This is a genomic window from Paludisphaera mucosa (assembly GCF_029589435.1).
GTDB classification, from domain to species: domain Bacteria; phylum Planctomycetota; class Planctomycetia; order Isosphaerales; family Isosphaeraceae; genus Paludisphaera; species Paludisphaera mucosa.
The window spans coordinates 255,903-280,911 of sequence record NZ_JARRAG010000001.1 but is presented as its reverse complement, the minus strand read 5'-3'; the positions used below and the strand labels follow the sequence as shown (position 1 = coordinate 280,911).

Below are 25,009 nucleotides of genomic sequence, written 5' to 3'. Positions count from 1 at the left end.
TTTCTTCGGGACGGCCCAGGTCTCTCCAGGATCGACATGCGTGTTGATGATCACGAGGCCTTCCTGCAAGCCGCCCGCGCGGCTCCGTGGCGGCGACGTCCCCGCGGCTGTAGCATTGGGAGAAGTCGGCGGCCGGGCCGCCGGGACATCCGATCGCGGAGCGGCATCGATGAGCGACGACCTGGCCTCGGGCTTTCGGGACGTGGACGGCGCCGCGGATTTCGCGGTGTATTCGAGGTGCCTGGACCTCGTCGAGTCGATCCCCTTCTTCGCCGAGTGCAAGCGCGCGAGCTACGAGCTTCTCGGCGCCGGGCCGGGACGTCGGGTGCTGGACGTCGGCTGCGGGCTCGGCGAGGACGCCGCGGCGCTGGCGAAACTCGTCGCCCCGGACGGCGCGGTCGTCGGCGTCGACGGCAGCCGGGGGATGATCGAGGCGGCCCGCAAGCGGCATGGCGCGGTCGAGGGCCTGTCGTTCGAGGTCGCCGACGCCGCGGCCCTGCCGTTCGACGACGCGAGCTTCGACGCCTGCCGGATCGACCGCGTCTTGCAGCACATCGCCGATCCGGCCCCGGTGATCCGCGAGATGGCCCGCGTGCTGCGGCCCGGGGGGTCGCTGGTCGCGTACGACAACGACTGGGAGACGCTGACCGTCGACTCGCCCGATCGCGCGGCGACGCGCACGGTGCTGAACGCCTGGTGCGACCGCTTTCCCTCGGGCTGGATCGGCCGCCGCATGGTCCCGCTGTTCCTCCAGGCCGGCCTCCGCGACGTCGTCGCCTCGCCGAGAACCCTGGTCTTCCGCGAGCTGGACGTGGCCGACCGCCTCTACTGCTTCTTCGCGACCGTCGACCGTCTCGCGGAGGCCGGGACTCTCGGACCCGAGGAAGCGCGATCCTGGTCGGAAGGCCTGCGCGCCGCCGACCGCGAGGGCCGCTTCTTCAGCTCGTACACCGGATTCCTGGTGCGCGGGGTCCGGCCGTGAAGGTCGAAACCATCCGAACGGGGCGATGCACATCGTCCTTCTCCCCTTCGTGGGAGAAGGTGGCCGAAGGCCGGATAAGGGGCTCGTCAACCGACGCCGGCCTCTCGCATTTCACAACGCCGCGCCGGCCTTGAAGTCCGAGGCCCCGACTATGGGATCCCCCTCATCCGGCCCTCCGGTCCACCTTCTCCCACGGAGGGGAGAAGGACGATTCGCCTTGTTATGTTTTCATGTCACATTTTCATTAATCCTACTCGGCTCGACACCGTGTTCCGCCGAGGACGGCGGGGCGTCCGCGCCGGAGGCCCGCGCGATCGCCTATCTGGGTCGCGAGGTCCCGCGCTGGCCGGTCGAGAACCGATGTTTCTCCTGCCACAACAACGGCGACGCTGCCCGCGCGCTCTACCAGGCCGTCGGGCTCGGAGAATCGGTCCCGGACGCGGCGCTCGCCGGGACGACCCGCTGGCTGGAGCGGCCCGAGGGCTGGGAGCACGACGGGGGCGAGCGGCCGTTCAGCGACATGGGGCTGGCGCGGATCCAGTTCGCGGCGGCGCTGGCGGACGCGATCGACGCGGGGCGCTCGCAGTCCCGGCCGGCGCTGGTGCGCGCGGCCGAGTTGGTGGCCGGCGATCAGGGCGGCGACGGGTCGTGGCGGGTGGACGCCCAGGGAAACGTCGGCTCGCCCGCCACGTATGGGCCTGTCCTGGCGACGGTCATGGCCCGCCGATCCCTCCGCGCGGCCGATCCGAAGGGGTTCGCCGCCGCCGTCGACCGGGCCGACCGCTGGCTCCGACGCATCCCGGCCGAGAACGTCCTCGACGCGGCCGCCGTCCTGATCGGCCTGGGCGACGCCGACGACCCTGATGCGATGGCCCAGCGCCGGCGTTGCCTCGACCTGATCCTCAAGAGCGAGTCGTCCCGCGGCGGTTGGGGCCCGTTCCGCAACGCGCCGGCCGAGCCGTTCGACGCCGCGGTCGTTCTGATCGCCCTCGCCCGTTGCGACGACTTCCCCGAGCGTGCGAAGCTCATCGGCCGCGGCCGCGCCTTCCTCATCGCCGCCCAGCGTCCCGACGGCAGCTGGCCCGAGACGACCCGGCCGCCCGACGGCGAGAGCTACGCCCAGCGCCTTTCGACCACCGGATGGGCCCTCCAGGCCCTCCTCGCCACGAGGGAGGGGCGGGTCAAGGTCCCGACCGGACCTCGAAAGGGCGGTGGATGACGCGGGCCTCGATCCGGCGGCCGACGGGCTCGAACACGTCCAGCTCGAAGGGGCGGCGGAGGTTGTTGCCGGCGAGGTCCTCGAGGGCCGCGTCGATCGCGAGCTGATGGGCGCCGACCCGCCAGGGACGTTCGGGGGTGAACGACCAGCGCCTCTCCTCGTCGGTGACGGCCGCGCGGCCGGGTAGGTCGCGGCCGTCGGGCCCCTGCACGACGAGGAGGCGGTTGAACAGGGCCTGATCGAGCGGCTCGGGCGATTCGACGACCAGGGGCGCGACCGAGCCGGCGGCGGGCGGGAGGATGCGCCACGCCTGGACGTCGGGGCAGTCGACGTCGGCGGCCGTCGTGCGGAAGGCCTTGCGGTACGGCCCGTCGAGCGGCCGGCCTTCGGCGTCGGGCCACCGGGCGTCGATCGCGAGCGTATAGGCCTTGCCGGCCTCCAGCACGGGCCCGAACCCCTCGCGAGGCCCGACGTCGCGCTTGATGCGGCCGGGGTCGACGAGCAATGTCAGGCGGAGCCCCTCGCGGTCCCACAGCTCCTCGTCGAGCTTCAGGAAGGCCCCCTCGATCTCCTGGCCGTCGGCGTCGAGGAGGTGGATGAAGTCGTAGACGTCCCCCTGGCTCATCGGGGCGCTGAAATGCAGGTAGAACTTGAGCAGGTTCTCGGGCAGGGTCGATCGGCTCGGATAGATTTGCCGCACCACCGTAGGGTCGACGGCCGCGGGCCTGGGCAGGGCGAACTCGGCCGTGACGGCCGGACCGTCGTCTTCGCGGCCCGGCAGCCGGCCGGGATGGAACACCGCGCGGTAGCGCAGGCCGGGGACGAAGGGGAAGCGGGGCTCGAACCGCAGGACGCCGGCCTCGACCCGGTACGAGCCCAGGGCTGACGGCTGGCCGGGCCCCTGCCCTTCGACCGAGACCGACAGGAGCGCCGTCCAGCGGCGGACGTCCCAGTCGACCTCCGCGAGGCGGCGGAGGTCCGCCGGGTCCAGGCCTTCGACGTGGACGACGGCCTTGTCCCCCAGCGGCCGGAGGGCCACCGTCGGGCCGCCTTCGAGCCCCGACGGCGCAGCCGAAATCAGGGCCGGCGGCAGGGCGAACGCCAAGGCCGCCGGCATGGTCGACAGCAGGAAGGTCCGGGCCCGGGTCATCGCTTTCATGAGGCCGGGCCCCGGCGACGGACTCGAATCAAGGCAGGGCCACCGTCTTGAGGTCGAGGCGGCCGCCCTCGCCGCGGGCGAGGACGAGGGCGTTCTCGGCGCCGAGCTTGTCGAGCTGCTCGACGCCCTTCAGCTCGTCGATGGTCTCGTACGAGAGCCCCGCCTTGTCGCTGACGCGCTTGATGATGCCTTCCTGCGCGCCGGCGCCGGCGGCGGCGATCTTCATCACGCCCCGGCTGCTGTTGGCCATCAGGAAGTATTCATGTCCGTCTTTCTGATAGACGATCATGTCGAGGGGCTTGTTGCGGTTGCCCAGCTCGGCGATGGTCGTCCCCTTCACCCGCGCGCCGGGCTGCAGGTCGGCGACGGGGAATTTGACGAGCGGGGTGCAGGTGTAGGCCGCCAGGATGTAGGGCTGGCCCTTGATCTCGTAGGGGACGAACGTCCGGACCGGCGAGGTCGTCTCGAACCGGCCGTGCGCGCCGTGGTAGATCTCGACCTGAGCGCCCTGCTGGCCGGTGCCGGCGAACGGGAAGGGGACGGCGCGGAGGCTCGACGAGAACTCCTCGTTCGACAGGCCGGCGATGAAGACGCGGCCGTCGACGTAGGCGAGGTCGGTGATCGCGTCCTGACGTCCCCGCCCCGTGGCGAGGCCGGGCAGCTCGACCCGCCCGAACTTCACGTCCTTGAGCGCGAACTCCTGGACGTCGCCCTTCGCGTCCACGCGGACGATCGCCGTCGGGGCGTCCGGGCCTCGGCCGCGGGCGACCGACAGGTACGCCTTGCCCGACGCCGGGTTCACGGCCATGTCCCGGATCAGGATCTGATCCGGCGTGGTCCCGAGCAGCCCGGCGACCTTGGCGTCGATCCCCTCGACGGCGACCGGGGCCGGCTTCGCGCCCGACGGGCCGCGGTCGCCGGTGTCGAGGGCGAACAGGGCCCCGCCGGCCTGGTCGGCCGCGAACAGGACCCCGTCGGGCCCGAACGCCAGCGCGCCGGCCGACTGGACCTCGGGCGCGCCCGCCTTGAGTCCGTCGGTCAGGTCGCCCGCCAGGGCGGCCCCGGCGCCGATCCCGAGCGCGGCCAGCGAGGCCGCAGCAGAGCGGATGGCTCTCAGCATCTTCGTCTCCTCTTTCCCTAGATGTCGGTTATCCGTGCCGAGCCCCGAGATTGGATCTCTCAAAAGGCTATCGCGGCCGGGGGGCCTTGTCGACACTCCTGGACGTCGGATCGGCGGGCCGGACGCGGCGGCTCGATAGGAACACATAGCGACGAATCCGGCGCCCCCGGTCCCAACTTCCGTGACGATCAGCCGCGCTTCCGACGTCTCTCAGCGGACTTCCACGTCCTCGGCGAGGACGTTCCAGCCGGACGAGTCGATGAAGCGGACGTCGTCGTTGGCCAGCCGGACGGCGAAACGCCCGTCGTCCCGCAGGCTCGGCGAGGGGTCCGCGAGGTGCAGCGAGAGCGTCCAGGGGCCGCGCGGGGCGTCCGTCGGAATGGGCAAGTCGACGCTCACGCGGATCGGCCCTTCCGGCCCCCAGCGCCGGGGGTCCGCGTCGGCGACGGCCCGGCATCGAACGTCGCCCCGGCTCAGCACGACCGCCACCTCGCGAGGCAGCGTGGGGGCCGCGAAGCCGACGTTCCTCAGCTCCAGCTCGATGCGCAGGGTCCCGCCCGGCGCGACCGTCGCCGGGTGGCGGAGCTTGTCCGCGACCAGCCGGTAGCCGAGACGGCGCTCGATGTGGGCGTAGGCGTTCTCGCCGCGGTGTTCGGCCTTGCGCCAGCCGTCGATCGTCCCCCGGTGATAGGCGCTGTTCAGATAGGTCGCGTGGAGCTGCTCCAGCTCGCGGACCACCTGCTCGATCGGCGTCTTGGCCGAGGGGGGGACCGTCTCGCCGCCGAAGGGCGTGTATCTGCCGTGGTTCTCGCACCAGCGCAACTCACGTTCCCGATCCCAGCCCCGCTCCGCGTAGGTCCCCATGTCGGTCGGCAGGCTCAGCAGCGCGTCGTCGTGCCAGCCGGTCCGCGCGAGCGGGCCGCCTTTCGCGGCGGTCTCGGCCGTCAGCTCGGGCTCGCCGGCGAACAGGTCGCGGACGAACATGGGGCGGCGGACCTGCACCGGGATCGGAGCCGGCGCCGCTTCGAGCAGGCCGAAGAGCACCGCGCGACGCGCCTCCAAAGACGGGGGGTCGCCGTGGTTCGACCCGTGCCATTCGCCCCAGGGCCCGAGCATCCCCGCCTGGACCGCGAAGAGCACGTCGCGATCGGCCGCGAACACCGCCCCGAGCTGTTTGATGTGGCCCTGGATCCGCCCGATGTCCTTGGGGTCGGCCCGGTAGTCCCGCCCGGTGAAGCCGTACGCGGCCCGGAAGACCACCTTCAGCCCGTTCTCCCGGGCCCTGACGAAGGCGCGATGCAGCTCGTCGAGCTTCTCCGGGCTGATCTCGCGATCCTTGAAATCGCGCAGGTCCATCTCGACGAGGAGCAGCGTGACGCCCCGCGCCCGCAACCCCTCCAGTCCGTCCATCCGGTGGCTCATCCGGGGCGCGTAGAAGCCGCGCTCCGGATTCGCGAGAGGGGCGAGACTCTCCTTGTAGCGGACCTCCTTCGGGGCGCCGGAATCCTGGGCCTCGGCCGCGCCGGACTGCGTCCCCAGCCAGAGACAGGCGATCATCCCGAGTCGCGTCGGCAGGCTGAGCATGTTCACCTCGTTTCGAGATCGGCGGGAAGGACGTCGGCGGTTCGTTCTCGTCGGTCGAAGCGACGGGGAGAGGGACCGACCATCATCATCCGAAGCCCCGGGCGGCGGCAAGTTTTCTCCGCCCGAAAACCGTCGCTTCGAAGTCCGCGACCGAGTCGTCAGGCCGCCCCCCCGGTCGCGGCGGGCATGCGACACTCCGTGGCCGGGCGGCCCCGACGCATTTACAATCGGGCCGGTCGCTTCGTCGTCCTGGTTGAGGAGCCTCGGAAATGGCACGACTCGGATTCGGCATCGTGGGGACGGGCCTGATCGCCGGCGTGGTCGCCGACGCGATCGCGCGATCGCGGGAGGCCCGGCTCGCGGCCGTGTCGAGCCGACGCCTCGCCAACGCGACGGGCTTCGTCGCGGGCCGGCCGGGGGCCGTCGCGGTCGAGGGGGTCGAGGCCCTGCTCGGCCGCGACGACGTGGAGGCCGTGTACGTCGCCGCCCCGACCACGGCGAAGGAGCCGATCGCCCTCGCGGCGATCGCGGCCGGCAAGCACGTCCTGGTGGACAAGCCGTTCGCCGACGTCGCCTCGGTCGCGCGGATGTCGAAGGCCGCCGCGAACGCGGGGCTCGCGTTCCTGGACGCCACCCACTTCGTCCACCACCCGCGCACGGCCGCCGTAAAGGCTTCGAAGGAACTCGGCACGCCCCGGTCGCTCCACACGGCGTTCTATATTCCGTCGCCGGATCGCGGCAACATCCGGCTCGACGTGAATCAGGAGCCGACGGGCGCGCTCGGCGACCTGGGGTGGTATTCGATGCGGGCGGTGGTCGAGTACCTCGCGCCCGCGGGCCGGGTCGCGAAGGCCGCGGCCGTCCTGGAACGCGACCCCGAGAACGGGGCCGTGGTGCGGGCTTCGGGCCTGATCGCCTTCGAGGGGGGCGAGGCCTCGACGTTCGACGTCGGCTACACCGCGGGCACGGTAGCCATGGACCTCTCGCTCTTCGGGACCGCCGGCGTGATCGGCATGGACGATTTCGTGCTGGACTGGGCCGACAGCTTCGCTTACAAGAATCCCGACCTCCCGGTCGGCTACACCTTCCGCACGGGGCCGGCGACCCGGAAGGACGTGACGTTCATCCCGACCCCGACGGCCTTCGCGCAGGAGGTGCTGATGGTCGACCACTTCGCCGAGATCGCCGCGTCCGGGGACCTCGCGCGACGGGCCGCCTACGCCGAGGCCGCGATCCAGACGCAGAGATATCTGGACGCCCTGTGGCAGGCGGCGCGCTCCTGACGCGCGCCTCGGCCGGCGGCGGATCCTCGCGATTCCGCCCTGCCCAGAACCGCCCATCCTCGCCATAATGGCGCCGAGACCGACGCGTCCATTGAGGAAGGGATTCCCCATGCTGTTATCCGTCCGCGCCGCCGCCTCTTACCACCTGCCCGCCGAGTCCTTCGTGCTCTTGATGGTCGAGCCGCCGCTGCAAGGCGCCGGCCATCGCCTGCTGGAGGAGCGGCTCACCACCACGCCGACGACCTTCTCCGAGCTGCGCGCGGACTTCCACGGCAACGTCCAGCGCCGGCTGATGGCACCCGCGGGGACCTTCGCCTTCGAGTTCACGGCGACGATCGAGTCGGAGCCCAACTCGTCGGTCCCGCTCGACGCCCCGGAGCACCCGCCGCAGCAGATCCCCGCCGAGGTGATGTCGTACACGCTGCCCTCCCGCTACTGCCAGTCCGACCTGCTGGCCCGCATGGCGCAAGGCGAATTCGGACGCCTCAAGCCGGGCGCGGAGCGGGTGCTGGGGATCGCCGACTGGGTCCGCAGCCGCGTCGAGTACCGCTACGGCACGACCGACTCGCTGACCTCGGCCTTCGACACGGCGACCGAGCGGGTGGGCGTCTGCCGCGACTTCGCCCACCTGACGATCGCCTTCTGCCGGGCGTTGGGCGTGCCGGCCCGCTACGTCTCGGCGTACGCCCTGGGCCTGGAGCCGCCCGACTTCCACGGCTACGTCCAGGTGTACCTGGGCGGGGCCTGGCGCAACATCGACGCGACGTATGAAGGCGTGCGACCCGCGCTCGTGCCGATCGCCGTGGGCCGCGACGCCGCCGACGTGCCGATGACGACCCTCTGGGGGAGCGGCGAGCTGCTGCATCAGGTCGTCGAGGTCCGCGAGGTCGAGGGCTGAATCCGCCCGCCCCGGCCGAACGGCCTCAGCGCGTGAGGTAGGGCCGGACCCGCTCCGCGAGCAGCTTGTAGCCCATCGGCGAGAGGTGCAGCCGGTCCTCGACGAACAGCTCGTGGCGGGCCATGCCGTCGGGGCCGAGGGTGAACTCGTCGGCCGTCACGAAGCCGACCCGCGGCATGCGCAGGGCCATCTGGCGGATCAGCCGGTTCATCTCCCGGCCCTTGTCCACCTCGCCCCAGCGCGCGGGCGCCGGGCTGAGGCCGATGTAGAGGATCTCGGCGTGCGGCAGGCGGGCGTGGACCACGCGGACGAACTCCGCGAAGTCGGCCGCCACGTCCCTGGGCAGGCGGCCGTCGTGGATGTCGTTGCCCCCGGCGCGCAGGAAGATCTGCTTGGGCTCGTGGGGGAAGATCAGGCGGTCGGCGAAATGCGTCGAATCCACGATCTCGGACCCGCCGAAGCCGCGATTGACGACCTTGTGGTCCGGGAAGTCCTCGGCGAGCGTCTTCCACAGCCGGATCGTCGACGAGCCGACGAAGACCACGCCCCCCTTGGCGGGCTGCGCCTTGCGGTCGGCCTCCTCGAAGGCGGCGATCTCCTTCTCCCACTTCGTGTAGTCGCGCGCGGCCGCGTACCGGCTCGCCGGCCGATCCTGGCCGAAGACCGGCGGGACCGCGGCCGGGAGGCCGAAGAGGAGGGCGAGGATCGCGACGGTCGGCAGCTTCTTCATGATCAAAAACCTCGGGCCGGGATCGCCTGCGATGAGGGCGAGCGGTGACGCCTCCGGTGGGCGGGACGGCTCCATCCTACTGGGCCGCCGTCGGCCCGCAAGAGCCTGGGCGGCCGGAGCGGTCGCGGACGGGGGGGCGACGTTTGATAAAGCCGCCACGTCAATTCCTTCCGTCGTCCGTCGACCGCGACGCGCCCCTCGGGCGGTCCCCCTCGACGCGGCTTCGCCTCGTGTAGGCGTAAGCCCAGAGGATCAGCAGCCCTTGCAGCGGCAGCCTCAGCAGGAGCAGCGCCGGGGGGATCGAGAATCTCTCGGCGTGCCGGTACATCTCGACGTTCGCCGGGAAGACCGCGACCAGCAGCGCGATCAGCCCCCAGGCGGCCAGCCGCGAGGTCCGCGGGATCAGCAGCAAGACCCCCAGGGCGACCTCGAACACGCCGCTGAGCAGCACCAGCTCGCGATGGTACGGCAGGTAGTCCGGCATGATCTTCATGTAGGTCTCGGGCGTGACGAAATGCGCGACCCCGCCCGCGATGAACAGGGCGGCGAAAAGGGTCTTCGCGACGACCTTCGCAATCTTCCACGCGCCGACGGCCATTCGACCCCACCCTTCAACTTCAGACCCGGACCGCAAACCGCAGCTTCGCCGACGACGACCGGGGGTTGTCGCGCCGCTCCTCGGCGGAGGGGCGGACGACGTCCTCGGCGATCGAGGCGTAGGCGCCGGCATGCAGGCCGTCCTTGAAGGCCGATTTCACCCGACGGTCCTCGCCGGAGTGGAACGTCAAAACGGCGACCCGGCCGCCCGGCTTCAGGCAGGCGGGCAGGGTGCGGAGGAACTCCGTCAAGGCCCCGAACTCGTCGTTCACCGCGATCCGGAGGGCCTGGAAGACGCGGCGGACGGCGTCCTCGGCGGAGTCGTCGGCCAGCCCGAGCTTGCGGGCGCAGGCCTCGCGGACGACTGCGGCGAGCGCCTGGGTGGTCGTCAGGGGCTCGCGGGCGTGGGCGCGGTGGACGGCCTCGGCGATCGCGCGGGCCTGGGGCTCGTCGGCGTTCTCGTCGAGGATCCGGGCCAGGCCCGGCTCGCCCAGGTCGGACAGCATGGCCGAGGCCGGCCGGCCGCGCGTGGGGTTCATCCGCATGTCGAGCGGGCCGGCGGCCTTGAAGCTGAAGCCGCGGGCGGGGTCGTCGATCTGCATCGAGGAGAGGCCGAGGTCGGCGAGCAGCACGTCGGCCCCGGCGGGCGCCTCGTCGGCGAGGAACCGCGGCAGCGCCGCGAAGTTCGTGCGTCGCAGGGCGATCGACTCGGAGGGGAAGCCCAGGCCGCGGAGCCGGGCCTCGGTCTTCGGGAACTCGATCGGGTCGGCGTCCAGGCCGAGCAGCCGCCCGCCCGGCTGGACGGCGGCGAGCAGGGCGCGGGCGTGGCCGCCGTATCCCAGCGTGCAGTCGACGGCGACGTCCCCGGGCCGGGGGGCGAGGACTCGGAGGATCTCGGCCGTCATGATCGGCCGATGCGACCCGGCGGGCGTCTTGCCGCCGGAGATCACCTTCGCCACGTCGTCGGGATAACGCTCGGGCTGGTGCTCCTTGTACTTCTCGTGGAAGTGGCGGGGGTTCGCCCCGCGATAGCGCGGCCGACGCTTCGGCTTCTCGGGGCTGGGGTCGGTCATGCGCGGGGGGAGATCCGGGGGACGAGGGCGGAACCGGGCCGGGATTCAGGATACTCCCGGGCCGATCGCCCGTCCATCGCCGGAACGTCGGCGTGCGGACGACCCCGGCCGCAGGCCTTGAATCCGCACCCAGTGCACAATCCACGGGGTCGCCGGCGGATTTCCTTGAATCTTTCGCGCCCGATGCGAACATACGTCCAATCCGGAGGAGGTGAACGTCTCCGCCGGGCCCGACGATCGTCGGGCGTACTGCGCCTGGCCGCGACGCTTCGCGGTCGTTCCGCTTCAGGCGGGCCCGGCGCTCGCGTTCGCCCTGGAGTCGCAACGTGGGTTCGCCACTCTTCGTGTATGTGGCATCGCAGTCCGTCTCTCCTCTCATCGCCGCGGCCGTCGCCCCGCTCGCGGCCTTCCTGCCCGACGCCCCGTCGGGCGTCCTCTGGATCGTCGGCCTGATCCTGGCGGTGATCGCCGTCTGCCAGGTGCTGGGCCTGCGCTACATCGCCAACAACCGGGTCGCCGTCGTCGAGAAGCTCTGGGCCGCGCGGGGCTCGGTCGGCGAGGGCCGGATCATGGCCCTGAACGGCGAGGCCGGCTTCCAGGCCGAGCTGCTGCGAGGCGGCGTCCACTTCGGCCTCTGGCGCTGGCAGTACCGGCTCCACAAGCTGCCCCTCGTCATGGTGCCGCAGGGGAAGATCGGCTACGTCTACGCCCGGGACGGCGTGCCGCTGGCGCCGACCCAGACGCTGGGCCGGGTCGTCGACTGCAACAACTTCCAGGACGCGCGGGCCTTCCTCGTGGGCCGCGCCGACGACCCCGATCAGGAGCCGACGCTCGGCCAGCGCGGCCGGCAGCGGTCGATCCTCCGCGAGGGCGTCTACGCGATCAACCTGGCCCTCTACTACGTGATCACCGAGGACATGGTGTATCGCCTGGAGGTCGGCGGCCAGCACGAGTACCAGGCCCTGATGAGCTGGCAGAGCGAGCTGGCCGACGAGGGCGGGTTCGACCCGGTGGTGATCGGCGGCTCGATCGAGGCGCCCGACCCGCTCAACCCCGAGAAGACCATCGTCGTCGACGGCATGGGGATCGTCACGGTCCACGACGGCCCGTCGCTCTCGACCGGCGAGATCATCGCGCCGGAGGTCGGCAGCGAGCGGTCCGACAAGGACCACCACAACAACTTCCAGGACCCCGAGGCGTTCCTCAAGGCCGGCGGCCGGCGCGGCCGCCAGTACGCGACGCTGATCGACGGCACCTACTTCATCAACCGCTGGTTCGCGACCGTCGAGGCCATCCCCAAGACGATCGTCCCCATCGGCTACGTGGGCGTCATCGTCAGCTATTACGGCCGCAGCGGCAGCGACCTGTCGGGCCAGTCGTTCCGCCACGGCGAGCGGGTCTCCGAGGGCGAGCGCGGCGTCCAGGAGAAGCCGCTGGGGCCGGGCAAGTACGCCTTCAACACGTACGCCGGCAACATCATCCTGGTCCCCACCACCAACTTCGTGCTCCACTGGGTGACCGGCCGGACCGAGACGCACCGCTACGACGAGAGCCTGCGGTCGATCGACCTGGTGACGCGCGACGCCTACGAGCCGACGCTGCCGCTGTCGGTCGTCGTGCACATCGACTACCAGAAGGCGCCGAGCGTCATCCAGCGGTTCGGCGACGTCAAGAAGCTGATCACGCAGACCCTCGACCCGATGCTGTCCGCCTACTTCCGAGACGTGGCCCACAAGTGCACGATGCTCGAACTGCTCCAGGAGCGCGACAAGATCCAGCACTCGGCACAGGAGGAGCTGAGCCGGAAGTTCCACAACTTCGACATCGAGTGCGTCGACGTGCTCATCGGCAAGCCCGACACGGCCGAGGCCGGCGGCAAGATCGAGAACCTGCTGGAACAGTTGCGCCTGCGACAGCTCTCGCTCGAGCAGATGGAGACCTACGGCAAGCAGGTCGCGGCGGCCGAGAAGCTCAAGGCGCTCAAGGAGGCCCAGGCGACGGCCGAGATGCAGACGACGCTGACCAACTCGCTGATCCAGGTGCGGATCGTCGAGAACGAGGCCGAGGCCCAATTGGCGCGGGCCCGCAAGGAGGCCGAGCAGGTGGTCGTCCGGGCCGAGGCCGACAGCCGCCGCAAGATCCTCGCCGGCCGCGGCGAGGGCGCCCGGCTGCTCCAGGAGGGCCTCTCCGAGGCCTCGGTCCTGGTGCGCAAGATCGAGTCGTTCACCGACCCGCGGCTCTACGCCCTGTCGGTGGTCGCCCAGAACCTGGCCGCGAGCACGCAGCCGCTGGTCCCGGAACGCATCTTCGTCTCGCCGGGCGCCGGCTCGGCCGACGGGTCGGGCGTCGGCACCGGCCTCATGGGCATGCTCATGAGCCTGCTCGTCGCCGAGAAGTCGGGCTTCGACCTCACCAGCACCGCCCAGGCGAGCGGGGCCGGCCTGCACGACTTCGTCGACGCGATCTCGAAGCAGGCGATGCAGAACATCCAGGACGCGATGGCGGCCGACGGCGGCGCCGCCGGCCCGCCCCGCGAGCCGGCCGTCCTGGTCGGCGAGGTCCTCAACGGATCGGCCGTCGACAAGACCTGACGCCGGCCTCGCGACGAGACGCCCCCCCGCACGCCCGCCCCATCCCGGCGGGCGTGCTTCGCTTCGAATGGGCCGCCCGGTCGCGTTCCACGGCCGGCGGCGGCGTGACGGGCGGCGCGGTCGGTTTCGGCCGCTCCATCCGCAGGGTCGGGATGAAGGTGCGGCTCGACATCGGCACGAGAATCGTCGGCCCCGGACGGTGATGCGGGAAAGAGGGCGAGCCGCCGGAGACGCGTGCCCCGCCGTCCGAACCCCGATCCCCATTCGAGCGATCGTCCGAGTTGCGATCAAGGCTTGATCGTGATCGTCGTCTGGGAGGTCGTCGGGACCGACCGCGTGATCCTCCGGGGCTCAGGGTTCCGGACCACCTTCTTGGGCTCGACGACGCGTACGTCCCTCCTGGCGTCGCCGACGCGCACTTCCTTGCCCACGACGAGTTCGTCGACGACGGCTTCGGCGCCGTAGGTGTTCTCCGCCAGCTCGACCGCCCCCGCCTTCGCGGCGTCGTCGGCCACGGAACCGCTCAGGATGACCGAACCGTCGGCCACTTCCACGTGGATCGCGGCGTTCCGGAAACGCTTGTCGGAGTGGAGCCGCGCGACGACGCGATCGTGGATTTCGTGCTCGCGCGCCGTCGCCTGCCCGCGGGCGACGGCCTTCTCGACCCCCTGGCGGATGCTGCGGCCCGCGCCGTCGAGTGATTCTCCGGCCCGATTGAGGACGCCTTGGGCGTGAGCGGTCGAGATGCTGGAGAGGACGATCAGGGCGGCGAGCGTGCGGGCCATGGGAAGACTCCAGGCGGGAGGCGAAGGACTTGTGGAGTCAGACGGGTGACGGCTCGAGTAGGCGGCCCGACGAGAACGCAATCAGGGCGCCGGCGACCGAAAGGGGCCGTCCTTTGGAAGGCCCGATGCTCGACTCGATGCGGACGACGAGGACGACCGGCGTACGCGGACCAACCTGACCCCCGGGGCCGGCGCCGACCCGAGGTCGGCGCGTGGCGCTGTGCGGGCTGGGCGGCCTGGCGCGGCGCGGGTCGATCGGCCGCTCTCGTGACGTCCGTCAGGCCTGCAGATCCGCGGGCCGCGGGGACGAAAGGCCGAGTGCCGCCAGGCCGATCGCCGCGACGTCCGTGAGCATGGATTTCCTGGGCGAGCCCCGGGTCGAGGGCCGAGAGGCGAAGCCTCTCGCTTTTCGAGGGGTTTTAAAATTCGAATTTGTTTATACTCGAAAACGAAGCTGTTTCCGACGGGCGGGGCCCGAAATCGACCGTCGGGCCCCGGGCGGGACGGCGCGCGACGGCGTCGGGAGGCGAGCCTCCCGGGCGCGGGGCTTCCGCCGCACTCCCCCGTGGGCTTAGAATCCCCTGATGGCAGCGCCCCTCCGGGCTAGGCCCCCGTCGGCGCCGGTCTTGCGACGGAGGGGGGCAGGGCGCGAGGCACGGCGTTCGTTCGCGGGCGATCGCGCCCGCGGCCGCGAGATCAGCCCCGCAACTCGACCGCGAGGGTCTCCCGGCCCGCGTTCGAGTCGTCGTTTCCGGCCGGGATCGATCTCGCCCCGAGGGACGCTCGGACCTTCATGACATTCCTCCCCGACCTCCGCGTGCGGCGGCGTCGTCCCGAGCTGATGGATCAGCCGGGGCTCGACCCGGTCGAGCATCGCCGCGCGCTGGCCGCCCTGCGGCGCGTGAACGGGTGGAGCCTGACGAGCCGGGCCGTCTGGCCGCGGATCCGCGACCTGGGCCGCGCCCGGCGCCGGGACGGATCGTCGCGGCCCGTGCGGCTGCTCGACCTGGCGACCGGCGGCGGCGACCTCCCCATCCGGCTCGCCCAGCTCGCGCGACGCGAGGGATGGACGCTGGAGGCCTCGGGCTGCGACCGCAGCGGGTTCGCCGTCGGGCACGCCGCGGAGCAGGCGCGCCGGGCGGGCGCCGAGGTCGCCTTCTTCCGCCATGACGTGCTGACGCAGCCGCTCCCCGAGGGCTACGACGTGCTGACCTGTTCGCTCTTCCTCCACCACCTCGACGAGCCCGAGGCGGTCGACCTGCTGGCCGCGATGGGGAAGTCGGGGGCCCTCGGTCTGGTCGACGACCTGGCCCGCAGCCGCGCCGGCTGGCTGCTGGCGTATGCGGGGATCCGGATCCTGTCCCGGTCCTCGGTGGCGCACGTCGACGGCCCGTTGTCGGTGGAAGGCGCCTTCACGTGCGAGGAGGCCCGCGACCTCGCGCTGAAGGCCGGCTGGACGGATCCCGAGGTCTCGCCGCGCTGGCCCTGCCGGTTCCTGCTGACGGGGGACGCCCGATGATCGTCGACGAGGCCGACTACGACGTGGTCGTCGCCGGCGCGGGGCCCGCGGGCTCGATGACGGCCCGGCAGCTCGCCCGCCAGGGGGCCCGGGTCCTGCTCGTCGACCGTTCCCGGTTCCCGAGGCCGAAAGTCTGCGGTTGCTGCCTCAACCCCCGCGCCCTTGCGACGCTGGAGCGGGCCGGCCTGGGCGGCCTGACGGCGGATTTGCAGGCCGTCGCGCTGACGGGCATGGAGCTGGCGACGGCGGGGCGTCGGGCCTCGATCGACCGCCCGCTCGGGGTCGCCCTGTCGCGCGACGCGCTCGACGCCGCGCTCATCGCCGCGGCGGTCGCGACCGGCGTCGAGTTCCTGCCGGCGACCACCGCCGCACTCCGGGCCGATTCCTCCGCCGACGCCGTCGCCGTCCGGCTCCAGCAAGGCGAGCGCTCATTCGACGTGCGGGGGCGATTCGTGGTCTCGTCGACGGGCCTGACCGACGGCCTCTTCCCCGCCGAGGCGCGCGAATCGCGGTCGCCGAACGCCAAGATCGGCGCGGGGGCGATCGCGCCGGCCGCGCCCGAGGGCTACGAGCCGGGGCGGATCCACATGAGCTGCGGGGACGGCGGGTACGTCGGCCTGGTCGTCCTGGAAGACGGCCGGCTCGACCTCGCCGCCGCGTTCGATCCCGACGCCGTCCGCGAGGCCGGGGGCCTCGGCCGGCTGGCCGGGTCGATCCTCGCGGGGGCCGGCCTGCCGCCGGTCCCGGGCGTCGCCGCCCTGCGCTGGAAGGGGACCTCGCCGCTCACGCGATCGCCCGGCCGGCTCGTCGAGGGGGGCGTGTACCGGGTGGGGGACTCGGCCGGCTACGTCGAGCCCTTCACGGGGGAAGGCATGGCCTGGGCCCTCGCGGGGGGCGAGGCGCTCGCCGCGACCCTGGCCGAAGCCCTGGCCGGCGTCGAGATCGACCCGGCGGGGCGCTGGGCGCTCGCCCACCGAAAGGCCGTCGGCCGTCGCCAGCTCGTGTGCCGGGCCGCCGGGCGGATCTTGCGCACCCCCTGGATGACGCGGTCGCTGGTCGGCGTCCTGGCCTTCCGCCCGTCGCTGGCCCGGCCGTTCCTCTCGATCATCCACAAGGCTTCCTGACCCGTCGCCGCGCCTCGAGCGTCGGCCTCAAGCAACAACCCGGGGACGTCATCATCATGCGAATCGAACTCCTCGGCGTCGGGACGGCGACGCCTTCCCTGAACATCACCCGCTCCGAGTCGGTCGACGCCGCGCGGACCCTGTGCGCCGAGGACGACGACCACGGCGAGGTGCTCCAGAGCCTCTACCGCCAGTCGGGCATCGAGAGCCGCCAGGTCGTCTACAAGGCCGAAGAGTTCCGCCGCATCGTCTACGGCGAGGGCGAGTACGACACCCCGTTCGTCCGCAAGGGGAGCGACGACCCGGGCCCCTCGACGGCCGAGCGGATGGTGCGGTTCGAGGCCGAGGCCCTCCCGCTGGCGCTGGAGTCGAGCCGGATCGCCCTCGAACGGTCGGGCGTCGCCCCCGGGTCGATCACGCACCTCGTGACCGTCTCGTGCACCGGGCTCGCCGCGCCGGGGGTGGACCTCGGGCTGATGAAGGGGCTGGGGCTGGCGGCGACGGTCGAGCGCACGCACGTCGGCTTCATGGGCTGCCACGGCTCCCTGAACGGCCTGCGCGTGGCCCGCGGGCTGATCGCCGCCGAGCCCGACGCTCGCGTGCTGCTCTCCTCGGTCGAGCTGTGCAGCCTCCACTACTCGTACGGTTGGAACCCCAAGCGGATGGTGGGCAACGCCCTCTTCGCCGACGGCGCCGGGGCCGTCGTGCTGGCCGCCGCCCCCGAGGGCGAGGCCGATCGGGACGCCTGGCGGCTGGCCGCGAACGGCGCCTGCCTGTTCCCGAACTCCGAGCAGGCGATGTCGTGGATGGTCCGCGACCACGGCTTCGAGATGGTCCTCTCGACGCGCGTGCCGGGCCTGATCCAGCAGAACATCCGGCCCTGGCTGGAGTCGTGGCTGGGGCGGTTCGACCTCGCCGTCGGCGACGTCGCCTCGTGGGCCGTCCACCCCGGCGGCCCCCGGGTGCTGACCTCCGTGGAGGAGGCGCTCGGGCTGACCCCCGGGGCCACCGACGCCTCGCGATCGGTCCTCCTCAATCACGGCAACATGTCGTCGGCCACCGTGCTGTTCATCCTCGACGAGATGATGCGTCGCGTCGCGCCGCGGCCCTGCGTCGCCCTGGGGTTCGGCCCCGGCCTCGCGGCCGAGGCCGCCCTCTTCGTCTGAGCCTCCGTCCCGGACGCCCTCCGTCGCTCAGCGACGGGCGGCGACGGTGCGGAGGACGGCGATCGGGATCATCGACGTATCGGGCGCGAAGCTGGCGACGTCGGCGATGTCGGTCCCCGGCTGGGTCTGCGTCCACATGGCGAACCGGTAGCGGTTCAACGCGGCCCCGCGCGAGGGGAACTGGGACGTATCCAGGAAGACGCGGAGCGTCGCCCCCCGGATCACGATCCGCGACGCGTCGATCGACTGGACCGAGCCGTCGGTCAGGTCGCGGATCTCGCCGGTCGCCGACGATCCATAAGGGCCGACGGTGATCGTCACGAGGGCGTCGGGCGTGATGCCGGGCCGGGCGGCGAACCTCGGGCCGAGCGAGCCCCCCGCGCCGCGGTCGACGCCGAAGACGTAGTACGACGTGTCCGGGTCGCGGAACTCGCCGCGGAGGATCGTGGCGAACTCCATCACGTTGTTCTTGAAGACGGCCCCGCCCGCGGCCAGCGGCAAGAGCTGGTCGTACGGCCGGCCCGTGAACAGCGACTGCTCGTGGGGCGTCCGGAAGGTGATGCCCGTCGTCGAGTAGGTGGTCTGCCCGGCGATGAACTGGCGGACGACCGACTGGGGATTGCGGACCTGGCGGCGGATCAGGTTCGCCCACTCGCTGCCGACCCCGCCCCCGAGCGCGCTCACGATCGCCGAGGCCGCCGCCGGGTTCGTGGCGACCGCCTTCGACGCGACGGCCTTCTGCACCTGGGCCGCGACCGAGCCCACGGCTTGCATGATGGCCTGATCCAGGCCGCTCAGCAACTGGCGACCTTCCAGCGATTCGACCGTGATGCGGGCCTTGCGGACATGACGTAGATTGCTCATCTTATGGTTCCCGGGTCGAGGGCCTGGGTGGATATGCTGCACGAGCGAAGCTGGACGTCCGACGCGTCGGAGATCTCTAGAACCCTAGGACCCCGACCGCAAAAAATCGCGAAAATCGCGCGACCCGCCGCGGCCTGAAGACTCGGACGACCGAGAAACTCGACTTGAGACGGCCGGGACGTGTCAAAATATCCTAGATCCACACTTGTTTCCAGGTGAGGATTTGCGAGGATCCGGCTTGGTCGATGACGTTTAGTGGGATGCCGTCCCGGCCGGCCACGCCTCGCCCGCGCGATCCAGCACGCCTGCGGCCTACCGCGACGGAGCCGTCGCGATGGGCCCCGCCCCGCCCCGCAAAGTCACGGCCCGGACCGTCAGCGACCCGACGAACCGTCGATCATCCGCCCCCCGGCAGCGAATGCCGCCGCCTGACCCGAAGACGGGACACTTGCCGCCCTCACCGACAGAGGGGTCTCCGCAATGTCACGCATCCTCTCCCCCATGGATCCGCGATCGAGATCTCGAGTCGCTCGAAGCCGATCGCGCTCGGCCCGTCGCCCTTTCGCCCTGGAGATGCTCGAAGCCCGCACCCTCCTCGCCGGGGATCCCACGGCCTACCTGGTCAACCTCACGAGCGCCGACGGCACCGGCTCCGGAGCCGCGGGCGACCTGGTCTACGTCGTCGACCGCGCCAACGCCGACGTCGACCCGGACGGCAGCGTCATCCACTTCGACCCGGCCGTCTTCTCCACGCCCCAGACGATCGTCCTGACGGCCACCTTGCAGCTGACCGGGACGGCCGGGCCGATCGCGATCGAGGGCCCCGGGGCCGCCCTGACGACGATCCGGGGGTCCTCCGGCCTCGTCTTCCAGGTCGCGGCCGGCGCGACGGCCTCCATCTCCGGCCTCACGATCACCGGCGGGAGCGGCCACTTGGGCGGCGCGATCAACAACGCCGGGAGCCTGCAGCTCAGCCGCTGCAGCATCAGCGATAACACCGCCGCCGCGATTTTCATTCCTATCCCCTTCTTCCCCAGAGCGGGGACGTCGTATGAGGGTGAGGGCGGGGGGGTTTACAACTCGGGCACCATGTCGATCGTCGACTCCACGATCTGCAACAACTCGGCCGACAAGTTCCCGGAAAGTTGGCTAAACATCACCGTCCTGAGTTCTGCGTCGGGTGGGGGCGTCTACAATTCGGGGACGATGTCGATCGTCGACTCGACGATCGCCGGCAACCGCTGCAACTCGTCCGATGGCTCCGGCGGCGGCGTCTTCAACTCCGGCGTCCTGTCCCTCACCTACGTGACGGCCGCCGACAACTCCGCCGTGCACGGCGGCGGCGTCGCGACGGCCGGCGGTCCCGGAGCCCGGACCGTCTCGAATCAGAGCCTTTTCCGCAACGCCGACGGCGGGAACCTCCAGGGCGGGCTCGACTCCCTGGGCCACAACCTCTTTTCCGACGTCCCCGCCATGGTCCTCGACCCGACCGACCTCGTCGGCGTCGCCCCCCTGCTGGGGCCCTTGGCCGACAACGGCGGGCCGACCTGGACCATGGCCCTGCTGCCCGGCAGCCCGGCGATCGACGCCGGCGTCGCCGTCGCCGGCGTGACGGCCGACCAGCGCGGCGTGATTCGACCCCAGGGCGCCGCGCCGGACGTCGGCGCCGTCGAGGCCCAGTTCGCGGCGACCGCGTTTGTGTCCCCGGCCGCGCCGACGATCGTCTACGGCACCGCCGCGACGACCCTCTCCGGCCGCATCGAGGTCGACGGTCGGATCCCCACCGGGCGGGTCGCGATCACGCTCGACGGCGTCACCCGGCAGGCGCCGATCGACACCGCCAGTGGCGCGTTCGCCTCGGTCTTCACGACCCTCGGGCTGTCCCCCTCATCCTCGCCCTACTCGGTGGCGTTCCGGTACGACGGCGACGCCGCCTTCGCGCCGGCGGCCGCTTCGGCCGCGCTCACGGTGCTCGACGCCTCCGCCACCCCGACGGTCTACACGGTGGACCGGACGAATGGCACTTAGATTTTGCTAGCTCGTTTGAGCATATGGAGTTTGATCTCCCTTCGCGGCCGCTTCAATTCCTCATACCCTCTCGGCCCCTTCCTGGTCATGCGGGGCTCGAACCGGTCGGGCCGGTCGGCCACGCGATGCACGGCGATGGCCCCGAGCAGTTGCTCGTAGAGTTCCTCTTGGTCGTCCGCACCGCTGTGCGCCCGGTAGGCGATCAGCGGCCGGAACGCTTCGAGAACCTGGAGCGTCGCTTTGAAGCTGATCGAGCGAGGTTCCACATTTTCGATGGTCGCCGCCTGTGCCATCACCGTGCGGATCAGGTTGTACGCCAGGACGTGGGCCCAGATCTCCTTGCGCACCAGCTCCGGCGTCTTGCACCGCAAAACATCCATCTGCAAGGTGATTTTGATCGAACGCAAATCCAACTCGTTGTTCCACCTGGCCCGGTAGAGCGAAGCCAGCTCCTCCGCACTCGCCAGCCCGGGGTCCAGGATGGTCGTCACGACGACGACCGACCGCGTCCGGAACCCGGGCTGCACTACGCGGAAGCGAACCTCGCGGACGGTGATCGCCTCGGGCAGCGCGTTGTACGTCGCCCGGTCCACCGAGCGGATCGACGACGGCTTCTTCCACACGACCACGTGATCGTCCTTGCCCAGGCGGGTCCCCTTGCGGAAGTCGGCCCGGCGGTGCGCCGACAGGCGGCTGACGGTGTCGACCCCGCGTTGCTTGAGCAGGTACATTCCGACCCAGCCCGACATCAGGCGGTCGCCCAGCAGCACGTCGCCGGGGCGGAGCACGTCCCACAGCTGGCGCAGCAGGCTGACCTCGCCCTGGCCCTTGCCGGCGTAGCGGCAGACGCCCAGGTCGAGGATCGCGCCGCAGGACAGCGAGATGATCGCCCCGATCCGGGCGGGGGCGAAGCTCGTCCCGGGCACTTGGTTGTAGGCCAGAGGGTATTCCCGGCGGTTCTCCGGGGTGTCGGGCATGGAGACCGTCGAGCCGTCGAACAGGCAGACGCGGCGGCCCTTCCAAAGCCACTGCGGGTCGACTCGCGCGTCCAGGTTCCGCCCCACGAGGCGGGCCACGGCGGCGAAGAACCGCTCGGGCAGGCGCTTCCGCGCCTGGCAATACGCCCCCGTCTCGGAGCTGCACGGCTCGAGCCCCTGTGAGACCCGGTGGGCGATCAGCCGCGCGACGGCGGCGCGGCAGGACTGGTCGGCGTTGAGCACCTGTCCGATGAACACCCAGAGGGTTACCAACGGGGCGTAGATGCGGTCATTCCAGGTCGCCTCGATCTCACGGAGGGCCTCCTCGAGGCCGCTGGCGGATAGGACGTCGGCGAAGGGGAGTCCGCCTTCCTGGACGAACTGTTGGCGGAGGAGGTCGATCTGATGCCGAAGACGTCCCTGCGCGTAGTTGAACATCAATCTGGCTCCGAGCCGGTGAGGGTTGTACGCCCTCATCAGAGCCAGAATGCCCGTGGCTTCCTATCCTGCGGCGGGGGAACCGTTTGTGAAAATCTAAGTGCCATTCGTGGACCGGACCGGCGGCTCCGGGGCGGGGCTGGGGCCCGAGGGAGACCTCGCCTACGTCGTCGCCCTGGCCGACGCCGACCCCAGCCCCCTGGGGAGCCGGATCCGATTCGACCCCGCCGTCTTCTCCACGCCCCAGACGATCGTCCTGACGGCCACCTTGCAGCTGACCGGGACGGCCGGGCCGATCGCGATCGAGGGCCCCGGGGCCGCCCTGACGACGATCCGGGGATCCTCCGGCCTCGTCTTCCAGGTGACAGCCGGCGCGACGGCCTCCATCTCCGGCCTCACGATCACCGGCGGGAGTGGCCGCCGGGGCGGCGCGATCAACAACGCCGGAAGTCTGGACCTCGTCGAATGCAGTCTCGTCGGCAACACGGCGTCCACGCCGAACGTCGGCTTCGATCCGATCACCGGGCAGCCCTTCATCGGCGAACCGGGCGCCGGCGGGGCGGTGTACAACTCGGGCGCGATGACGATCGAACGCACGACGATCAGCGGCAATCGGGTCGAGGGCGCCTTCATAAATAGGGCCACATACTACGGCGGCGACGGCGGCGGGGTCTACAACGCCGGCGCGATGACGATCTTGAACTCCACGATCAGCGATAATCGAATCCCCTGGCGGCTGAGCGCGGGCGGGGGGATTTACAACTCCGGGGTCCTGTCTGTCGCCGACACTACCCTCGCCCACAACGTCGCCGGCGTCGGCAGCGGTATCGCGACCACGGGCTACTCCAGTTCCCAGATCAGCTCGATCGGCAGCATCTTCTCCAACCCCACCAGCTCCCCGGAATTTTACCTAGGGGGCTTCGGGGCGGAGGACGTCGGGAACATCGCCGTCGCCGAAGGTGGTACCTTCCGTTCGCTGGGCCGCAACCTGTTCACTGACGCCCCCGCCGTCGCCCTCGACGCGACCGACCTCATCGGCGCCGACCCACTGCTGGGCCCGCTGGCCGACAACGGCGGGCCGACCTGGACGATGGCCCTGCTCCCCGGCAGCCCGGCCGTCGACGCAGGGGCCGCCGTCACCGGTGTGGCCGTCGACCAGCGCGGCGTGACTCGACCCAAGGGCGCCGCGCCAGATATCGGCGCTTACGAGGCCGAGGCCCGGACGCCCGCCTTCGAAGCGCTGGCGGCGCCGACGATCGTCTACGCGACCGCCGCGACCGTCCTCTCCGGCCGCATCGCCGCCGGCGGGCTGATCCCCGCGGGCGAGGTGGCGATCACGCTGGGCGGCGCGACGCACCTGGCGGCGATCGACCCGGCCACCGGCGCGTTCGCCTCGGTCTTCACGACCTCCGCGCTGCACGTCTCGTCCTCGCGGTATCTCGTCGCCTACCGCTACGCCGGCTCCGGCGACTTCGCCGCCGTCGACGGGGCCTCATCCCTGACCGTCCTGCCCGGGCCGCTGACCGTCGTCGCCGACGACCGGGCGGTCCCCTTCGGGGCCGAGCCGCCGCCGACGACGGCCTCGTACGTCGGGTTCGTCGACGGCGACGGCCCGGCGAGCCTGGCCCATCCCGTGACCTTGACCACGGCCGCCGAGGCCTACAGCCCGCCGGGGGCCTATCCGATGGTCGCCTCCGGGGCGGCGTCGCCCGACTACGCGGTGACGTTCGTCCACGGGACGCTCGTCGTCGCCCAGCCGGCGGGCCGGCTGGCGCGGCGCCGCGTGGCCTTCGTGACGAAGCTGTATCGCGACGCCCTGGGCCGGGCCGCGGAGCCCGCCGGCCTGCGGGCCTGGCTGGGCCGGCTGGACGCCGGCGTGACGACCCAGGCGGTCGCCCGCCGGGTCTGGGCCTCCCCCGAGCGCCTCGCCCTGGCCCGCCGGCCCGCCGCCTGGGGTCGGGCCGCCCGCAACGCCCCCTGATCGACCCGCCCGGTGGGGACCGCGACGGCTTCCTTCGGTTACACTAAGCGCGTCGGGCGAGGAGCTGCGGGGTCGCGGCTCCCGAGCCCGGCGCGTCGAGGGCGGTCGCGATGCAGCCGGACGAGGTCGAGCACGAGTTCGGAGTCCCCATCCCCGGGCGGATCCTGCCCCAGGAGCAGTGGGCGCGCACGGCGGTCAAGAGGCTCCCCGAGGCGGGGCCGCTCGACTTCGCCGCGATCTTCGGCCGCGAGGCTCCGCTGGTCCTCGACCTGGGCTGCGGCAACGGCCGGTCCAGCCTGATCGCCGCCCTCGCCCGGCCCGACGTCGACCACTTCGCGATCGACGTCCTCCCCGTGGTGATCCGCTATGCCACCCGCCGCGGCAACCAGCGCGGGCTTTCCAACCTCCGGTTCGCGGTCAAGGACGCCGAGACCTTCCTGTCGCGATACGTCGGCGACGCGGCGGCGGACGAGGTCCACCTCTACCATCCCCAGCCCTACCACGACGCCCGCCAGGCCCACCGGCGACTCGTCACCCCGCTGTTCACGGCCGACGTCCACCGCACGCTCAAGCCTGGCGGCCGGTTCGTCGTCCAGACCGACAACCCGGACTACTGGGCTTACATGACGCGGCTGCTCCCCCACTTCTTCGCCTTCGAAGAGCATCTCGAGCCCTGGCCCGAGAGCCCCGAGGGCCGCACCCGCCGCGAGATCATCGCCCTCCAGCGCGGGCTGAGGATCTACCGGGGGGTCGGCCGGCGTCGCGACGGGATCGACCCGGCCGGGGCCCTGGAACTCGCCCGCAGCCTCCCCCGCCCCACCTTCCAGAGCCGCGGCCCCTGGTGCGACCTCGACGGTTTGGAGCGGGAATCCCCCTGATCGGCGGGCCCGT

The 25,009-nt window shown here is 71.6% G+C and carries 20 protein-coding genes; 11 read left to right on the top strand and 9 right to left on the bottom strand.

Going from position 1 to position 25,009, the window contains the following annotated elements; translation table 11 throughout:
- Positions 1–169: 169 nt before the first annotated feature.
- Together PZE19_RS01180 and PZE19_RS01175 are read left to right on the top strand one after the other, a co-directional pair.
- On the top strand, positions 170–982 hold the full coding sequence (locus PZE19_RS01180; RefSeq protein WP_277858752.1) for a methyltransferase domain-containing protein: 813 nt from the start codon (positions 170–172) through the stop codon (positions 980–982).
- 217 nt (positions 983–1,199) lie between these two features.
- On the top strand, positions 1,200–2,201 hold the full coding sequence (locus tag PZE19_RS01175; RefSeq protein WP_277858751.1) for a prenyltransferase/squalene oxidase repeat-containing protein: 1,002 nt from the start codon (positions 1,200–1,202) through the stop codon (positions 2,199–2,201).
- Here the strand turns inward: PZE19_RS01175 and PZE19_RS01170 are convergent.
- From PZE19_RS01170 to PZE19_RS01160, 3 genes are all read right to left on the bottom strand, one after another.
- A complete protein-coding gene (locus PZE19_RS01170) occupies positions 2,164–3,360 on the bottom strand; it encodes a hypothetical protein (protein ID WP_277858750.1) in 1,197 nt (398 codons plus the stop codon). The genes PZE19_RS01175 and PZE19_RS01170 overlap by 38 nt on opposite strands.
- A gap of 28 nt (positions 3,361–3,388) precedes the next feature.
- A complete protein-coding gene (locus tag PZE19_RS01165; protein WP_277858749.1) occupies positions 3,389–4,480 on the bottom strand; it encodes a hypothetical protein in 1,092 nt (363 codons plus the stop codon).
- 210 nt (positions 4,481–4,690) lie between these two features.
- The gene (locus PZE19_RS01160) at positions 4,691–6,064 is read right to left on the bottom strand and encodes a DUF4832 domain-containing protein (protein ID WP_277858748.1); all 1,374 of its coding nucleotides are present in this window, start codon (positions 6,062–6,064) and stop codon (positions 4,691–4,693) included.
- A 269-nt stretch (positions 6,065–6,333) separates the two neighbouring features.
- On the opposite strand from PZE19_RS01160, the gene PZE19_RS01155 reads away from it, so the two are divergent.
- Both PZE19_RS01155 and PZE19_RS01150 read left to right on the top strand, forming a co-directional pair.
- Positions 6,334–7,347, top strand: coding sequence for a Gfo/Idh/MocA family protein (locus PZE19_RS01155; protein ID WP_277858747.1), 1,014 nt, complete (start codon positions 6,334–6,336; stop codon positions 7,345–7,347).
- A 109-nt stretch (positions 7,348–7,456) separates the two neighbouring features.
- On the top strand, positions 7,457–8,245 hold the full coding sequence (locus PZE19_RS01150) for a transglutaminase-like domain-containing protein (protein ID WP_277858746.1): 789 nt from the start codon (positions 7,457–7,459) through the stop codon (positions 8,243–8,245).
- Between the two features lie 25 nt (positions 8,246–8,270).
- Here the strand turns inward: PZE19_RS01150 and PZE19_RS01145 are convergent, their stop codons facing one another.
- From PZE19_RS01145 to rsmH, 3 genes are all read right to left on the bottom strand, one after another.
- Entirely contained in the window at positions 8,271–8,975 is a 705-nt protein-coding gene (locus PZE19_RS01145; RefSeq protein ID WP_277858745.1) for a GDSL-type esterase/lipase family protein, read from the bottom strand.
- A 160-nt stretch (positions 8,976–9,135) separates the two neighbouring features.
- Positions 9,136–9,573: a DoxX family protein gene (locus PZE19_RS01140; RefSeq protein WP_277858744.1), complete on the bottom strand. Its 438-nt coding sequence runs from the start codon at positions 9,571–9,573 to the stop codon at positions 9,136–9,138.
- 19 nt (positions 9,574–9,592) lie between these two features.
- A complete protein-coding gene (gene rsmH / locus PZE19_RS01135) occupies positions 9,593–10,645 on the bottom strand; it encodes a 16S rRNA (cytosine(1402)-N(4))-methyltransferase RsmH (RefSeq protein ID WP_277858743.1) in 1,053 nt (350 codons plus the stop codon).
- Between the two features lie 326 nt (positions 10,646–10,971).
- Between rsmH and PZE19_RS01130 the strand changes: the two genes are divergently transcribed.
- A complete protein-coding gene (locus PZE19_RS01130) occupies positions 10,972–13,236 on the top strand; it encodes an SPFH domain-containing protein (RefSeq protein ID WP_277858742.1) in 2,265 nt (754 codons plus the stop codon).
- 287 nt (positions 13,237–13,523) lie between these two features.
- On the opposite strand, the gene PZE19_RS01125 is transcribed toward PZE19_RS01130, so the two are convergent.
- The gene (locus tag PZE19_RS01125; RefSeq protein ID WP_277858741.1) at positions 13,524–14,021 is read right to left on the bottom strand and encodes a BON domain-containing protein; all 498 of its coding nucleotides are present in this window, start codon (positions 14,019–14,021) and stop codon (positions 13,524–13,526) included.
- A gap of 793 nt (positions 14,022–14,814) precedes the next feature.
- Here PZE19_RS01125 and PZE19_RS01120 point away from each other — a divergent pair.
- From PZE19_RS01120 to PZE19_RS01110, 3 genes are read left to right on the top strand one after another with little or no spacing between them, the layout of a single operon-like run.
- Positions 14,815–15,540 (top strand): methyltransferase domain-containing protein, encoded by a 726-nt coding sequence (locus PZE19_RS01120; RefSeq protein WP_277858740.1) that lies wholly within the window; start codon positions 14,815–14,817, stop codon positions 15,538–15,540.
- Entirely contained in the window at positions 15,537–16,664 is a 1,128-nt protein-coding gene (locus tag PZE19_RS01115) for an NAD(P)/FAD-dependent oxidoreductase (protein ID WP_277858739.1), read from the top strand. The genes PZE19_RS01120 and PZE19_RS01115 overlap by 4 nt, the downstream gene beginning before the upstream one ends.
- A gap of 56 nt (positions 16,665–16,720) precedes the next feature.
- Positions 16,721–17,830, top strand: a complete 1,110-nt coding sequence (locus PZE19_RS01110) for a type III polyketide synthase (RefSeq protein WP_277858738.1) — start codon at positions 16,721–16,723, stop codon at positions 17,828–17,830.
- A 27-nt stretch (positions 17,831–17,857) separates the two neighbouring features.
- Here the strand turns inward: PZE19_RS01110 and PZE19_RS01105 are convergent, their stop codons facing one another.
- Entirely contained in the window at positions 17,858–18,694 is an 837-nt protein-coding gene (locus tag PZE19_RS01105) for a hypothetical protein (RefSeq protein WP_277858737.1), read from the bottom strand.
- Positions 18,695–19,267: 573 nt separating this feature from the next.
- On the opposite strand from PZE19_RS01105, the gene PZE19_RS01100 reads away from it, so the two are divergent.
- Positions 19,268–20,722, top strand: a complete 1,455-nt coding sequence (locus PZE19_RS01100) for a choice-of-anchor Q domain-containing protein (RefSeq protein ID WP_277858736.1) — start codon at positions 19,268–19,270, stop codon at positions 20,720–20,722.
- On the opposite strand, the gene PZE19_RS01095 is transcribed toward PZE19_RS01100, so the two are convergent.
- Positions 20,719–22,137, bottom strand: coding sequence for an IS4 family transposase (locus PZE19_RS01095; protein ID WP_277858735.1), 1,419 nt, complete (start codon positions 22,135–22,137; stop codon positions 20,719–20,721). The two genes, PZE19_RS01100 and PZE19_RS01095, sit on opposite strands and share 4 nt — an antisense overlap.
- Before the next feature lie 100 nt (positions 22,138–22,237).
- Here PZE19_RS01095 and PZE19_RS01090 point away from each other — a divergent pair, with 100 nt between their 5' ends.
- Together PZE19_RS01090 and trmB are read left to right on the top strand one after the other, a co-directional pair.
- Positions 22,238–24,118, top strand: coding sequence for a choice-of-anchor Q domain-containing protein (locus tag PZE19_RS01090; RefSeq protein WP_277858734.1), 1,881 nt, complete (start codon positions 22,238–22,240; stop codon positions 24,116–24,118).
- 110 nt (positions 24,119–24,228) lie between these two features.
- Complete coding sequence (gene trmB, locus PZE19_RS01085; RefSeq protein WP_277858733.1) at positions 24,229–24,996, top strand: tRNA (guanine(46)-N(7))-methyltransferase TrmB; 768 nt, start codon at positions 24,229–24,231, stop codon at positions 24,994–24,996.
- Positions 24,997–25,009: the final 13 nt, after the last annotated feature.

Coding starts and splice junctions, on each gene's coding strand:
- PZE19_RS01180 (WP_277858752.1), top strand. CDS start 170: ATGAGCGACGACCTGGCCTCGGGCTTTCGGGACGTGGACGGCGCCGCG.
- PZE19_RS01170 (WP_277858750.1), bottom strand. CDS start 3,360: ATGAAAGCGATGACCCGGGCCCGGACCTTCCTGCTGTCGACCATGCCG.
- PZE19_RS01165 (WP_277858749.1), bottom strand. CDS start 4,480: ATGCTGAGAGCCATCCGCTCTGCTGCGGCCTCGCTGGCCGCGCTCGGG.
- PZE19_RS01160 (WP_277858748.1), bottom strand. CDS start 6,064: ATGCTCAGCCTGCCGACGCGACTCGGGATGATCGCCTGTCTCTGGCTG.
- PZE19_RS01155 (WP_277858747.1), top strand. CDS start 6,334: ATGGCACGACTCGGATTCGGCATCGTGGGGACGGGCCTGATCGCCGGC.
- PZE19_RS01150 (WP_277858746.1), top strand. CDS start 7,457: ATGCTGTTATCCGTCCGCGCCGCCGCCTCTTACCACCTGCCCGCCGAG.
- PZE19_RS01145 (WP_277858745.1), bottom strand. CDS start 8,975: ATGAAGAAGCTGCCGACCGTCGCGATCCTCGCCCTCCTCTTCGGCCTC.
- PZE19_RS01140 (WP_277858744.1), bottom strand. CDS start 9,573: ATGGCCGTCGGCGCGTGGAAGATTGCGAAGGTCGTCGCGAAGACCCTT.
- rsmH (WP_277858743.1), bottom strand. CDS start 10,645: ATGACCGACCCCAGCCCCGAGAAGCCGAAGCGTCGGCCGCGCTATCGC.
- PZE19_RS01125 (WP_277858741.1), bottom strand. CDS start 14,021: ATGGCCCGCACGCTCGCCGCCCTGATCGTCCTCTCCAGCATCTCGACC.
- PZE19_RS01120 (WP_277858740.1), top strand. CDS start 14,815: ATGACATTCCTCCCCGACCTCCGCGTGCGGCGGCGTCGTCCCGAGCTG.
- PZE19_RS01115 (WP_277858739.1), top strand. CDS start 15,537: ATGATCGTCGACGAGGCCGACTACGACGTGGTCGTCGCCGGCGCGGGG.
- PZE19_RS01110 (WP_277858738.1), top strand. CDS start 16,721: ATGCGAATCGAACTCCTCGGCGTCGGGACGGCGACGCCTTCCCTGAAC.
- PZE19_RS01105 (WP_277858737.1), bottom strand. CDS start 18,694: ATGAGCAATCTACGTCATGTCCGCAAGGCCCGCATCACGGTCGAATCG.
- PZE19_RS01100 (WP_277858736.1), top strand. CDS start 19,268: ATGCTCGAAGCCCGCACCCTCCTCGCCGGGGATCCCACGGCCTACCTG.
- PZE19_RS01095 (WP_277858735.1), bottom strand. CDS start 22,137: ATGTTCAACTACGCGCAGGGACGTCTTCGGCATCAGATCGACCTCCTC.
- trmB (WP_277858733.1), top strand. CDS start 24,229: ATGCAGCCGGACGAGGTCGAGCACGAGTTCGGAGTCCCCATCCCCGGG.